The 13716-nt window shown below is 71.1% G+C and carries 10 protein-coding genes; 9 read left to right on the forward strand and 1 reads right to left on the reverse strand.

All coding sequences use genetic code 11. From position 1 onward, the window contains the following. Positions 1–118: 118 nt before the first annotated feature. The 9 genes from IE311_RS02030 (at position 119) to IE311_RS02070 (ending at position 11953) form a co-directional block, all read left to right on the forward strand. Positions 119–1726 carry a carboxyl transferase domain-containing protein gene (locus tag IE311_RS02030; protein ID WP_189829738.1) on the forward strand — a complete coding sequence of 536 codons (1608 nt, stop codon included), beginning with the start codon at positions 119–121 and terminating at the stop codon, positions 1724–1726. A gap of 23 nt (positions 1727–1749) precedes the next feature. Then, on the forward strand, positions 1750–3675 hold the full coding sequence (locus tag IE311_RS02035; RefSeq protein WP_189829739.1) for an acetyl/propionyl/methylcrotonyl-CoA carboxylase subunit alpha: 1926 nt from the start codon (positions 1750–1752) through the stop codon (positions 3673–3675). Next, entirely contained in the window at positions 3672–4601 is a 930-nt protein-coding gene (locus tag IE311_RS02040) for a hydroxymethylglutaryl-CoA lyase (RefSeq protein WP_229901661.1), read from the forward strand. Before IE311_RS02035 ends, IE311_RS02040 begins: the two co-directional genes overlap by 4 nt. A gap of 8 nt (positions 4602–4609) precedes the next feature. Further along, positions 4610–5770, forward strand: coding sequence for an acyl-CoA dehydrogenase family protein (locus IE311_RS02045; protein ID WP_189829740.1), 1161 nt, complete (start codon positions 4610–4612; stop codon positions 5768–5770). Between the two features lie 112 nt (positions 5771–5882). Beyond that, positions 5883–6746 carry a siderophore-interacting protein gene (locus tag IE311_RS02050; RefSeq protein WP_189829741.1) on the forward strand — a complete coding sequence of 288 codons (864 nt, stop codon included), beginning with the start codon at positions 5883–5885 and terminating at the stop codon, positions 6744–6746. 186 nt (positions 6747–6932) lie between these two features. Beyond that, positions 6933–8372: a pyridoxal phosphate-dependent decarboxylase family protein gene (locus tag IE311_RS02055; RefSeq protein WP_189829742.1), complete on the forward strand. Its 1440-nt coding sequence runs from the start codon at positions 6933–6935 to the stop codon at positions 8370–8372. Next, positions 8359–9642, forward strand: coding sequence for a lysine N(6)-hydroxylase/L-ornithine N(5)-oxygenase family protein (locus IE311_RS02060; RefSeq protein ID WP_189829743.1), 1284 nt, complete (start codon positions 8359–8361; stop codon positions 9640–9642). Before IE311_RS02055 ends, IE311_RS02060 begins: the two co-directional genes overlap by 14 nt. Continuing rightward, on the forward strand, positions 9639–10169 hold the full coding sequence (locus IE311_RS02065; RefSeq protein WP_189829744.1) for a GNAT family N-acetyltransferase: 531 nt from the start codon (positions 9639–9641) through the stop codon (positions 10167–10169). Before IE311_RS02060 ends, IE311_RS02065 begins: the two co-directional genes overlap by 4 nt. Further along, positions 10166–11953 (forward strand): IucA/IucC family protein, encoded by a 1788-nt coding sequence (locus IE311_RS02070; protein ID WP_189829745.1) that lies wholly within the window; start codon positions 10166–10168, stop codon positions 11951–11953. Before IE311_RS02065 ends, IE311_RS02070 begins: the two co-directional genes overlap by 4 nt. A gap of 82 nt (positions 11954–12035) precedes the next feature. Here IE311_RS02070 and IE311_RS02075 read toward each other — a convergent pair whose 3' ends face one another. After that, a complete protein-coding gene (locus IE311_RS02075; RefSeq protein ID WP_189829746.1) occupies positions 12036–13679 on the reverse strand; it encodes a beta-N-acetylhexosaminidase in 1644 nt (547 codons plus the stop codon). Positions 13680–13716 lie beyond the last annotated feature (37 nt).

Below are 13716 nucleotides of genomic sequence, written 5' to 3' on the forward strand. Positions count from 1 at the left end.
CATCAAGCGGCCGCACCACTGCGACTCGGCGGGCTTCGGCGATAGACAACCCGGTTAGCGGTCGTTAACCTGAACGGCATACGTTAACGCTCATTAACCGAGCAAGGGAGCTCGAGGGATGCAGCAGGCACCTGTGCTGTCGAGTGCGGCGGATCCCGCCTCGCCGGCCTGGCAGGCGAACGAGGCGGCGCACCACGAGCTGGCGGCCGTCCTGCGCGCCAAGCTCGCGGCGGCGGCGCTGGGCGGCGGTGAGAAGTCCCGGGCCCGGCACACCGCGCGCGGGAAGCTGCTGCCGAGGGACCGGGTGGACACACTTCTCGACCCGGGCTCCCCGTTCCTGGAACTGGCCCCGCTCGCCGCGAACGGCATGTACGGCGACGCGGCGCCGGCGGCCGGCGTCATCGCCGGCATCGGCCGGGTCTCGGGCCGCGAGTGCGTGATCGTCGCCAACGACGCGACGGTCAAGGGCGGCACGTACTACCCGATGACGGTGAAGAAGCACCTCCGCGCCCAGGAGGTGGCACTGGAGAATCGTCTCCCCTGCCTCTACCTGGTCGACTCCGGCGGCGCCTTCCTCCCGATGCAGGACGAGGTCTTCCCCGACCGGGACCACTTCGGCCGCATCTTCTACAACCAGGCCCGGATGTCCGGCGCGGGCATCCCGCAGATCGCGGCGGTCCTCGGCTCGTGCACGGCCGGCGGCGCGTACGTCCCGGCGATGAGCGACGAGGCCGTGATCGTACGGAACCAGGGCACGATCTTCCTCGGCGGTCCGCCGCTGGTGAAGGCCGCGACCGGTGAGGTCGTCACGGCGGAGGAGCTGGGCGGCGGCGAGGTCCACTCCCGTATCTCCGGCGTCACCGACCATCTCGCCGAGGACGACGCCCACGCGCTGCGGATCGTCCGGAACATCGTCGCCACGCTCCCGGAGCGCGGACCGCTCCCCTGGTCGGTCGAGCCGGTCGAGGAGCCGAAGGTGGACCCGGCCGGGCTGTACGGCGCGGTCCCGGTGGACTCCCGCACCCCGTACGACGTGCGCGAGGTCATCGCCCGGATCGTGGACGCCTCCCGCTTCCAGGAGTTCAAGTCCGAGTACGGGCAGACGCTGATCACCGGCTTCGCCCGGATCCACGGCCACCCGGTCGGCATCGTCGCCAACAACGGCATCCTGTTCGCCGAGTCCGCCCAGAAGGGCGCGCACTTCATCGAGCTGTGCGACCAGCGCGGCATCCCGCTGGTCTTCCTGCAGAACATCACCGGCTTCATGGTCGGCAAGGCGTACGAGCACGGCGGCATCGCCAAGCACGGCGCCAAGATGGTCACGGCCGTGGCCACCACCCGGGTGCCGAAGCTGACGGTCGTCGTCGGCGGCTCGTACGGCGCGGGCAACTACTCGATGTGCGGCCGGGCGTACTCGCCGCGCTTCCTGTGGATGTGGCCCAACGCCAAGATCTCGGTCATGGGCGGCGAGCAGGCCGCGTCCGTCCTCGCGACGGTCAAGCGCGACCAGCTGGGCGACGGGTGGAGCGCGGAGGAGGAAGAGGCCTTCAAGGCCCCGATCCGCGAGCAGTACGAGACCCAGGGCAGCGCCTACTACGCGAGCGCCCGGCTCTGGGACGACGGGGTCATCGACCCGATGGAGACCCGGCAGGTCCTCGGACTCGCCCTGACCGCCTGTGCCAACGCGCCTCTGGGAGACCCCCAGTTCGGCGTCTTCCGGATGTGAAGGGCCCCCAGGAGATGCACAGCATGTTCGACACCGTCCTCGTGGCCAACCGGGGCGAGATCGCCGTTCGCGTCATCCGCACCCTGCGGGCGATGGGCGTGCGCTCGGTGGCCGTGTACAGCGACGCGGACGCCGACGCCCGGCACGTACGGGAGGCGGACACCGCCGTACGGATCGGCCCGCCGCCGGCCGCCGAGTCGTACCTGTCCGTACCGGCGCTGCTCGACGCCGCGGCCCGCACCGGCGCGCAGGCCGTCCACCCCGGCTACGGCTTCCTCGCCGAGAACGCGGGCTTCGCCCAGGCGTGCGCGGACGCGGGCCTGGTCTTCATCGGCCCCTCCGCCTCCGCGATCTCCCTGATGGGCGACAAGATCACGGCGAAGAAGACCGTGCGGGCCGCGGGGGTCCCGGTCGTCCCGGGCGCCGCCGACCCCGAACTGGAGGCGGCGGCCCGCGAACTGGGCGCCCCGGTCCTGCTCAAGCCCTCGGCGGGCGGCGGCGGCAAGGGCATGCGCCTGGTGCGCGACCTGTCGACGCTGACCGACGAGATCGCGGCGGCCCGCCGCGAGGCCCGTTCCTCCTTCGGCGACGACACCCTGCTCGTGGAGCGGTGGATCGACCGCCCGCGGCACATCGAGATCCAGGTCCTCGCCGACGCCCACGGGAACGTGATCCACCTGGGCGAGCGCGAGTGCTCCCTCCAGCGGCGCCACCAGAAGATCATCGAGGAGGCGCCGAGCGTCCTGCTGACCCCAGAGATCCGGGCGGCGATGGGCGCGGCGGCCGTCGAGGCGGCGCGCTCCTGCGGGTATGTCGGCGCGGGCACGGTCGAGTTCATCGTCCCGGGCGGCGACCCCTCCTCGTACTACTTCATGGAGATGAACACCCGCCTCCAGGTCGAGCATCCGGTCACGGAGCTGATCACGGGCGTGGACCTGGTGGAGTGGCAGCTGCGGGTGGCGGCCGGCGAGCCGCTCCCGTTCCGCCAGGAGGACATCACCCTCACCGGCTGGGCGATCGAGGCCCGCATCTGCGCGGAGGACCCCTCCCGGGGCTTCCTCCCCTCGGGCGGCACGGTCCTGGCGCTCAGCGAGCCCGCGGGCGACGGAGTCCGCACGGACTCGGGCCTCTCGCAGGGCACGGAGGTCTCCTCCCTGTACGACCCGATGCTGTCGAAGGTCATCGTCCACGCCCCGGACCGCCCGACGGCCCTCCGCCGCCTTCGCGCGGCCCTGGCGGACACCGTCACCCTGGGCGTCCCGACGAACGCGGGCTTCCTGCGCCGGCTCCTGGCGCACGAGGACGTGGTGGCGGGGGCCCTGGACACGGGCCTGGTGGAACGGGACGCCGACAGCCTGGTCCCGGACGAGGTCCCGCCGGAGGTGTACGCGGCGGCCGCCGCCGTCCGGCTCGCCGGGCTGGCCCCGGTGCCCCGGGAGGGCTGGACGGACCCGTTCTCGGTGCCGAGCGCCTGGCGGATGGGCGGCCGTCCCGCCCCGCTCCCCTTCCCCGTACGGGTACCGGGACTCGAACCCGTCATGGTCGAGGCGCCGGCCGGCGCCCGGGTCACGGACACGTCCGTGACGGTCACCGTGGACGGGATCGCGCACCGCTTCCACCGCGCCGGCGGCTGGCTCGGCCGGGACGGGGACTCCTGGCACGTCATGGACCACGATCCCGTCGCCGCCGCGCTCAGCGGTGCGCGGCACGGTGGGGCGGACACGCTCGCCGCGCCGATGCCCGGGACCGTGACGGTCGTCAAGGTGGCCGTCGGGGACGAGGTCGAGGCGGGGCAGAGCCTGCTGGTCGTCGAGGCGATGAAGATGGAGCACGTCATCTCCGCCCCGCACGCCGGCACCGTCACCGAGCTGGACGTCACGCCGGGTTCGACCGTCGCCATGGACCAGATCCTGGCCGTGGTGACGCCGCGTGAGGAGGAGGACGCGTGAGCCTGCCGATGACCGTGAGGGACCCCTCCCTCCCCGCCCGGGTACGGATCCACGAGGTCGGCGCCCGGGACGGGCTGCAGAACGAGAAGACGGCCGTCCCGACCGACGTGAAGGCCGAGTTCGTCCGGCGGCTCGCCGCCGCCGGGCTGGGCACGATCGAGGCGACCAGCTTCGTGCACCCCAAGTGGGTGCCCCAGCTGGCGGACGCGGAGGAGCTGTTCCCGCTGGTCCGCGATCTGCCGGTGCGGCTCCCGGTGCTCGTGCCGAACGAGCGCGGTCTCGACCGCGCGCTGGCGCTCGGGGCCCGTGAGGTCGCCGTGTTCGCCTCGGCGACCGAGTCCTTCGCGAAGGCCAATCTGAACCGGACCGTCGACGAGGCGCTCGCAATGTTCGCGCCGACCGTCACCCGGGCCATAGAGGCCGGGCTCAAGGTCCGCGGCTATCTGTCGATGTGCTTCGGCGACCCCTGGGAGGGCGCCGTGCCGGTCGAGCAGGTCGTCCGGGTCACCAAGGCCCTGGCCGAGATGGGCTGCGACGAGCTGAGTCTCGGGGACACCATCGGGGTCGCCACCCCCGGTCATGTCGCGGCGCTGCTGACGGCGCTGAACGAGGCCGGCGTCCCCGACTCCCGTCTCGCCGTGCACTTCCACGACACCTACGGCCAGGCCCTGTCCAACACGCTGGCCGCCCTGCGCCACGGAGTGACCACCGTCGACGCCTCCGCCGGCGGCCTCGGCGGCTGCCCGTACGCGAAGAGCGCGACCGGAAATCTCGCCACCGAGGATCTCGTGTGGATGCTCGACGGTCTCGGCATCGAGACCGGGGTCGATCTGGCCGCCCTCACCGCCACAAGCGTGTGGATGGCCGAACAGCTGGGCCGACCCAGCCCTTCCCGTACCGTCCGCGCCCTCTCCCACAAGGAGTGACGATTCCCATGTCCCTCGACCACCGGCTCTCCGCAGAGCACGAGGAACTCCGCCGTACCGTCGAGGCGTTCGCCCACGACGTCGTGGCGCCGAAGATCGGCGACTACTACGAGCGGCACGAGTTCCCCTACGAGATCGTCCGTGAGATGGGCCGTATGGGCCTGTTCGGGCTGCCGTTCCCCGAGGAGTACGGCGGCATGGGCGGCGACTACCTGGCGCTCGGCATCGCGCTCGAGGAGCTGGCCCGGGTCGACTCCTCCGTCGCGATCACCCTGGAGGCGGGCGTCTCGCTGGGCGCGATGCCCGTGTACCTCTTCGGTACGGACGAGCAGAAGACCGAGTGGCTGCCGCGGCTCTGTGCCGGCGAACTGCTGGGCGCCTTCGGTCTGACCGAGCCGGGTGCCGGTTCGGACGCGGGCGGGACCCGTACGACGGCGGTGCGGGACGGCGACGACTGGGTCATCAACGGTTCGAAGTGCTTCATCACCAACTCCGGTACGGACATCACGGGTCTGGTGACGGTCACGGCGGTCACCGGCCGCAAGCCCGACGGCCGTCCGCTGATCTCCTCGATCATCGTCCCCTCCGGCACGCCCGGTTTCACCGTCGCCGCCCCGTACTCGAAGGTCGGCTGGAACGCCTCGGACACCCGGGAGCTGTCCTTCGACGACGTCCGGGTCCCGGTGGGGAACCTGCTCGGCGAGGAGGGCCGCGGATACGCGCAGTTCCTGCGGATCCTGGACGAGGGCCGGGTCGCGATCGCGGCGCTCGCGACGGGTCTGGCGCAGGGCTGTGTCGACGAGTCGGTGAAGTACGCGAAGGAGCGTCACGCCTTCGGCCGTCCGATCGGCGACAACCAGGCGATCCAGTTCAAGATCGCGGACATGGAGATGCGGGCGCACATGGCCCGGATCGGCTGGCGGGACGCCGCTTCGCGGCTGGTGCTGGGCGAGCCGTTCAAGAAGGAGGCGGCGATCGCGAAGCTGTACTCCTCCACGGTGGCCGTGGACAACGCCCGTGAGGCGACCCAGATCCACGGCGGCTACGGCTTCATGAACGAGTACCCGGTGGCCCGGATGTGGCGCGACTCGAAGATCCTGGAGATCGGCGAGGGCACGAGCGAGGTCCAGCGGATGCTGATCGCCCGGGAGCTGGGCCTCAAGGCCTGAGCCGAACCGGCCCGGCCCGGCGCTGCTCGAACGGAGGGTCCGTCACCCCGAGGGGGATGACGGGCCCTCCCCCCTTACCTGTGTTTATGAGGTTAGGCTAACCTATGTTTTCATGACGAACCCCGAGACCGCCCCCTTCCAGTTCTTCCACCTGCGGGTGGACCGGACGCGGCGGCTCGGTCCGTCCCTGGTCCGCATCACCTTCACCGGGGGGGACGAGCTGAAGAACTTCGCCGCCGGCGGCCGCGACCAGTCGCTCTCCCTCTTCCTGCCGCACCCCGGCCAGGAGGCGCCCGTCCTGCCGCCGTTGGACGAGCCGGACATGTACGCGATCCTCGGCGCCTGGCGCGCGATGCCCGACGACGAGCGGGCGGTCATGCGCTCGTACACCGTCCGCGAGCAGCGCACCGAGCCGGAGCACTCGGAGAACGCCGTCGACATCGACTTCGCGATCCACGAGGACGGCGGCCCCGCCTGCCGCTGGGCCGGGCGCGCGACGCCGGGCGACCGCGTGGTGGTGCTCGGCCCGGCGATCGCCGACAACACCGGCGTCCGCTTCCGGCTGCCCGAGGACGCCGACTCCGTCCTGATCTGGGCGGACGAGACGGCCCTTCCGGCCGCCTCGGCGATCCTGGAGTGGCTGCCGGCCGACACGCGCGCGCAGGTGTTCCTGGAGGTGCCGTACTCCGGCGACCGCACGGAGCTCGCCACACGGGCCGACGCGACGGTCACCTGGCTCGTGCGGGAGGAGGGGGCGCCGTCCGCCGTGGACGCGGTGCGCGGGGTCGAACTGCCCGGCGAGGCACCGTACGTCTGGATCGCGGGCGAGTCCGGTGCCGTGAAGGCGCTGCGCCGTCACTTCGTACGGGACCGCGAACTCGACCGCCGCCGGGTGACGTTCGTCGGCTACTGGCGCAAGGGGCTCTCCGAGGACGCGCTGCGCGAGGTTCCGGACGAGACGCAGGACGACGCGTAGCCGAGATCACACACCGGCGATCCGGACACTCCGGGCGGTACGCACACCAACTGCCGTACCTCATGGGGGGTGAGGGGCGTTGCGATGAAAAGTTAGGTTAGGCTAACCTTGTTTTCACCGCGTCGCCCCTCGCCCCTTTCCTGTCCGGAGGGCGCGACCGAGCCCCGTACCGGGAGGCCCCCCACCATGCGCTCTCACCTGCTCAACGACGCCACGGCGGAGAGCTACCGGCGCTCCGTCATCGAAGGAGTCGAGCGGGTGGCGGACAAACTCGCCACGACGCGAGGTCCGTTCACCGGTGTGACCCCCGCCGAGCTCGCGCCCGTCATCGACGCCGTCGACCTCGACAAGCCGCTCGGTGACTCCTCCGCCGCCCTCGACGAGCTGGAGAGCGTCTACCTCCGCGACGCGGTCTACTTCCACCACCCCCGCTACCTGGGCCACCTCAACTGCCCGGTGGTCATCCCCGCCGTCCTCGGCGAGGCCGTCCTCTCGGCGGTCAACTCCTCGCTCGACACCTGGGACCAGAGCGCGGGCGGCACCCTCATCGAGCGCAAGCTCGTCGACTGGACCAACGGCCGCATCGGCTTCGGCCCCGCCGCCGACGGCGTGTTCACCAGCGGCGGTTCGCAGTCCAACCTCCAGGCCCTGCTCCTGGCCCGCGAAGAGGCGAAGAGCACCGACCTGTCCAGGCTCCGGATCTTCTCGTCCGAGTGCAGCCACTTCAGCGTCCAGAAGTCGGCGAAGCTCCTCGGCCTCGGCATGGACGCCGTCATCTCCATCCCGGTCGACCGCGACAAGCGGATGCAGTCCGTCGTCCTCGCCGCCGAACTCGCGGCCTGCCGCGCCGAGGGCCTCGTCCCGATGGCGATCGTCGCCACCGCCGGCACCACCGACTTCGGCTCCATCGACCCGCTGCCCGAGATCGCCGCCCTGGCCGAGGAGTACGGCGCCTGGATGCACGTGGACGCCGCCTACGGCTGCGGACTGCTCGCCTCGCCGACCCGCCGCCGGCTCCTGGACGGCATCGAGCGGGCCGACTCGGTCACCGTCGACTTCCACAAGTCCTTCTTCCAGCCGGTGAGCTCCTCCGCGATCCTGGTCCGCGACGGGGCGACCCTGCGCCACGCGACCTACCACGCGGACTACCTCAACCCGGCCCGGACCGTCGCCGAGCAGATCCCCAACCAGGTCGACAAGTCCCTGCAGACCACCCGCCGCTTCGACGCGCTCAAGCTGTGGATGACCCTGCGCGTGATGGGCGCCGACGGTGTCGGCGGGCTCTTCGACGAGGTCTGCGACCTGGCCGCCGAGGGCTTCGCCCTGCTCGCCGCCGACCCGCGCTACGACGTCGTGGTCGAGCCGCAGCTCTCCACCCTCGTCTACCGCTACGTCCCGGAGGGCGTCACGTCCCCCGAGGACATCGACCGGGCCAACCTGCACGCCCGCAAGGCCCTGTTCGCCTCCGGCGAGGCCGTCGTCGCCGGGACCAAGGTCGACGGCCGCCAGTACCTCAAGTTCACCCTGCTCAACCCCGAGACCACCGCGGCCGACATCGCCGCCGTCCTCGATCTGATCGCCGGCCACGCCGAGCAGTACCTGGGAGAGACCCTTGTCCACGCCTGAGACGACCGAGATCCACGACTTCATCGGCATCGGACTCGGTCCGTTCAACCTCGGACTCGCCTGCCTGACCGAGCCGATCGAGGAGCTGAACGGCCTCTTCCTGGAGTCGAAGCCCGACTTCGAGTGGCACTCGGGGATGTTCCTCGAAGGCGCCCACCTGCAGACCCCGTTCATGTCGGACCTGGTCACGATGGCCGACCCGACCTCGCCGTACTCCTTCCTCAACTACCTGAAGGACAAGGGCCGGCTGTACTCGTTCTACATCCGCGAGAACTTCTACCCGCTGCGGACCGAGTACAACGACTACTGCCGCTGGGCCGCCGGGCGCCTCTCGTCGATCCGCTTCTCGACCACGGTCGCCTCGGTGACCTTCGACGAGACCACCGAGCTGTACGCGGTGACCACCGAGGCCGGTGAAACGTTCCGCTCGCGCCGGATCGTCCTCGGCACCGGCACGCCGGCCTACGTCCCGGAGAGCTGCCGGGACCTCGGCGGCGACCTGATCCACAACTCGCGCTACCTCCCGAACAAGGCGGAGCTCCAGAAGAAGAAGTCGATCACCCTGGTCGGCAGCGGCCAGAGCGCCGCCGAGATCTACTACGACCTCCTCGCCGAGATCGACGTCCACGGCTACCGGCTGAACTGGGTGACCCGCTCCCCGCGCTTCTTCCCGCTGGAGTACACCAAGCTCACCCTGGAGATGACCTCCCCGGAGTACGTGGACTACTTCCACGCACTGCCCGAGAAGACCCGCTACCGCCTGGAGACCGAGCAGAAGGGTCTCTTCAAGGGCATCGACGGCGAGCTGATCGACGCCATCTTCGACCTGCTCTACCAGAAGAACCTGAACGGCCCCGTGCCCACCCGGCTCCTCACCAACTCCGCGCTGCACAGCGCCGCGTACGAGGAGTCGACCGGCACGTACACCCTGGGCTTCCGCCAGGAGGAGCAGGAGAAGGACTTCACCCTGGACACCGAGGGCCTGATCCTCGCCACCGGGTACCGGTACACCGCCCCCGCCTTCCTGGAGCCGGTCACCGACCGCCTCAACCGGGACGGCCAGGGCCGCTTCGACGTGGCCCGCAACTACGCGATCGACACGACGGGCCGCGGGGTCTTCCTGCAGAACGCCTCCGTGCACACCCACTCGATCACCTCGCCCGACCTCGGCATGGGGGCGTACCGCAACGCGTACATCATCGGGGCGATGCTGGGCTACGAGTACTACCCCGTCGAGAAGACCATCGCCTTCCAGGAGTTCGCCGCATGACCGTCCGCTTCCGCCCGCTCGATCCCCTCAAGGACGCGGAGCTGCTCCACGCCTGGGTCACCCACCCCAAGGCCGCCTTCTGGATGATGCAGGACGCGACCCGGGAGGACGTCGTGCGCGAGTACACGGCCTTCGCCGAGAACCCGCACCACGAGGCCTTCATCGGCCTGGTCGACGGGACGCCCGCGATCCTCATGGAGCGCTACGACCCGGCCCACCTGGAGCTGGTCGGCCTCTACGACCCGCGGCCGGGCGACGTCGGCATGCACTTCCTCGTCGCCCCGACCGACACCCCGGTGCACGGCTTCACCCGCAAGGTGATCACCGCCGTGATGGCCGAGCTGTTCGCCGACCCGGCGACCGCCCGCGTGGTCGTCGAGCCCGACGTGTCCAACAAGGCCGTCCACGCGCTCAACGAGGCCGTCGGCTTCGTCCCCGAGCGGGAGATCCAGAAGCCGGAGAAGAAGGCCCTGCTGAGCTTCTGCACCCGGGAGCAGTTCGAGGCCGCCGTGGGAGTCGCCGCGTGAACACCACCGCCCGCGTCGACCCCGTCGCCCACCTCACCCCCGAGCTCTGGGCCGACGCCAACCGCGCCCTGATCCGCAAGGGCCTCGCCGAGTTCGTCCACGAGCGGCTCCTCGACCCCAAGGAGCTGGGCGAGAGCCGCTACCGGGTCCTCTCCGACGACGGTGCCACCGAGTACCGCTTCACCGCGGACCGGTACGCCCTCGACCACTGGCAGGTCTACCCCGAGTCGATCAGCCGCCACCGCGGCGACGAGCAGCTCCCGCTCGACGCGCTCCAGTTCATCACCGAACTGCGCGGCGCCCTCGGCCTGAGCGACGAGGTCCTGCCGGTCTACCTGGAGGAGATCTCCTCCACCCTCGCCGGCACGGCCTTCAAGGCCACCAAGCCGCCCGTCACCTCCGCCGAACTGGCCCGGGCCGGCTTCCAGGCCATCGAGACCGGGATGACCGAGGGCCACCCCTGCTTCGTCGCCAACAACGGCCGGCTCGGCTTCGGTGTCGACGAGTTCCGCGCGTACGCCCCCGAGGCCGCGAGCGAGATCCACCTGATCTGGCTGGCGGCGCGGCGCGACCGCACCACCTTCACCGCCGGCGCGGGCATCGACTACGAGGCCTTCGTCCGCGCCGAGCTCGGCGACGCCGCGGTGGACGGCTTCGCCGCGACCCTCGCCACCCGCGGCCTGGACCTGGCGGACTACCTCCTGATGCCGGTCCACCCCTGGCAGTGGTGGAACAAGCTCTCGGTCACCTTCGCGGCCGAGGTCGCACAGCAGCGTCTGGTGTACCTGGGCGAGGGCGACGACGCCTATCTGGCCCAGCAGTCGATCCGCACCTTCTTCAACACCTCGGACCCGGCCAAGCACTACGTCAAGACGGCGCTCTCGGTGCTCAACATGGGCTTCATGCGGGGCCTGTCGGCCGCGTACATGGAGGCCACGCCGGCCATCAACGACTGGCTGCACGGCCTGATCGAGTCGGACTCCGTCTTCAAGGAGGCCCGCTTCTCGATCATCCGCGAGCGGGCGGCCGTCGGCTACCGGCACCTGGAGTACGAGGCCGCGACCGACCGCTACTCGCCGTACCGCAAGATGCTGGCGGCGCTCTGGCGCGAGTCCCCGGTGCCGACCCTCGCCGAGGGCGAGCGGCTCGCGACGATGGCCTCCCTGGTCCACGTGGACCACACCGGCGCGTCCTTCGCGGGCGCGCTGATCAAGGAGTCCGGCCTGGAGGCCGCGGTCTGGCTCCGCCGGTACCTGGACGCCTACCTGCTGCCGGTGCTGCACAGCTTCTACGCCTACGACCTGGCGTTCATGCCGCACGGCGAGAACGTGATCCTGGTCCTCGACGAGCACGGCACGGTCGACCGGGCGATCTTCAAGGACATCGCCGAGGAGATCGTCGTCATGGACCCGGCGGCGGTGCTCCCGCCGGCGGTGGAGCGGGTCCGGGCGGACATCCCCGAGGACATGAAGCTCCTCTCGGTCTTCACGGACGTCTTCGACTGCTTCTTCCGCTTCCTGGCGTCGGCGCTCGCGACGGAGGGCGTCCTCGACGAGGACGACTTCTGGCGGACGGTCGCGGAGTGCGTGCGGGGCTACGAGGAGTCGAAGCCGGAGCTGTCGGACCGGTTCGCCCAGTACGACATGTTCGCGGAGACCTTCGCGCTGTCGGCCCTCAACCGCCTCCAGCTCCGCAACAACCGGCAGATGGTCGACCTGTCGGACCCGTCGGCGGCCCTCCAGCTGGTCGGCGACCTGGTGAACCCGATCGCGCGGTTCAGGTAACCCCGGACCGATGCGAGCCCTGGCGGGGACGGTCCCCCGCCAGGGCTCGCATCCCTGTCCGGCCCGGCCGGCTACGCGTGGCTCACTTCGCGGCCGGCCACGGCACCTGGGGCGAGCGGTAGTAGTCGATGCCCAAGGCGTCGAAGCGCGGCGCCTGTTCCGCCAGCCGTACCTTGTACGTCTCCCAGTCGTGGCTGGACGCCGGCGACCAGCCCAGCTCCGCCACGCCCGGCAGGCGCGGGAAGGCCATCACGTCGAGGTCGTCCGTGGTGGCCAGGGTCTCCGTCCAGAGGGGCGCCTCGACGCCCCGGACGGCGCTCTCCGGCGCCCCCGGCAGATAGGTGGCCGGATTCCAGTCGTACGACCGCCGCACCTCGACGTAGCCGGCCCAGGCGAGGCCGAGCGGGGTGTCCTTGGTGTACTTCATGTCGAGGTACGTGCGGTCGGCGGGCGAGAGGATCAGGCCCGCGCCGGCGCGGGCCGCCGCGGCGACCCGCTCCTTCTCTGCGGCGGGGGTGCGGTCGAGGCCCCAGTACTGGACGAGGGCGCCCTGCGCGGGGGTGGTGCCGGTGAGCTGGTGCCAGCCGACGACCTTCTTGCCGTACTTCGCGACGACCGGCTGCACCTTGTCCATGAAGGCCACGTAGTCCGCGTGGCTGGTGGAGTGCGCCTCGTCGCCGCCGATGTGGAGATAGCGGCCGGGGGTGAGCGCGGCGATCTCCCGGATCACGTCGTCGACGAAGTCGTAGGTGACGGGCTTCGGCACGCACAGCGAGCTGAAGCCGACCTTGATGCCGGTGTAGAGGGGCGGGGCGACGCCGTCGCAGTTGAGTTCGGCGTAGGAGGCGAGGGCCGCGTTGGTGTGGCCCGGCATGTCGATCTCCGGGATCACCTCCTGGTAGCGGGAGGCGGCGTACCGGACGATCTCCGTGTACTCGTCCTTGGTGTAGAAGCCGCCGGGGCCGCCGCCCACCTCGGTGGTGCCGCCGTAGGTGGTGAGCCGTGGCCAGGAGTCGACGGCGATGCGCCAGCCCTGGTCGTCGGAGAGGTGCAGATGCAGGGTGTTGACCTTGTAGAGCGCGAGCTGGTCGATGTACCGCTTCACCTCGTCGACGGTGAAGAAGTGGCGGGCGACGTCGAGCATGGCGCCCCGGTAGCCGTAGCGCGGGGTGTCGGTGATCGTGCCGCCCGCGACCTTCCAGGGGCCGTTCTGGACGCTCTTGCGCTCGACGGCGGAGGGCAGCTGCTGGCGCAGGGTCTGGACGCCGCGGAAGAGGCCGGCGTGCGCGCGGGCGGTGAGGGTGAGGCCCTCGGGCGTGGAGCGGAGCCGGTAGCCCTCGTCCCCGAGCGCGGTGTCGTCGGGGCTGAGGCGGAGCCGGATGCCGCCGCGGGCGGCGACGTCGTCGACGACGGGCAGTGCGAAGCCGGTGGCGGGGCGGAGCAGCCCGGCGAGGTAGCGGCCGAGCTCCCGGCTCTCGTGGTCGGCCGGGTCCACGCCGATGCGGGTGGCGCGGGTGAGGGTGTAGGGCTCGCCCCCGGGGGCGACGGAGGCGGGTACGGGCACGATGCGGCCGAGCGGGCGGACCTCGGGCTCGGCGGCGGCCCTGCCGTCGCCGCTCTTGTCGTCCCGGGTGCCGAGGGCGGCGGCCTCGCCGCAGCCGACACCGGCGGCGGCCACCAGGAGCAGGGATCCGATCAGGCGCGGAATCGTTCGGCGCTGTCTCACAGGCTTGGTCCCCTTCAGGCGTTGGACGCGTCTGTCG

Source organism: Streptomyces zaomyceticus, assembly GCF_014656215.1.
GTDB lineage: Bacteria > Actinomycetota > Actinomycetes > Streptomycetales > Streptomycetaceae > Streptomyces > Streptomyces zaomyceticus.

Coding starts and splice junctions, on each gene's coding strand:
- IE311_RS02035 (WP_189829739.1), top strand. CDS start 1,750: ATGTTCGACACCGTCCTCGTGGCCAACCGGGGCGAGATCGCCGTTCGC.
- IE311_RS02065 (WP_189829744.1), top strand. CDS start 9,639: ATGACCGTCCGCTTCCGCCCGCTCGATCCCCTCAAGGACGCGGAGCTG.
- IE311_RS02030 (WP_189829738.1), top strand. CDS start 119: ATGCAGCAGGCACCTGTGCTGTCGAGTGCGGCGGATCCCGCCTCGCCG.
- IE311_RS02055 (WP_189829742.1), top strand. CDS start 6,933: ATGCGCTCTCACCTGCTCAACGACGCCACGGCGGAGAGCTACCGGCGC.
- IE311_RS02050 (WP_189829741.1), top strand. CDS start 5,883: ATGACGAACCCCGAGACCGCCCCCTTCCAGTTCTTCCACCTGCGGGTG.
- IE311_RS02045 (WP_189829740.1), top strand. CDS start 4,610: ATGTCCCTCGACCACCGGCTCTCCGCAGAGCACGAGGAACTCCGCCGT.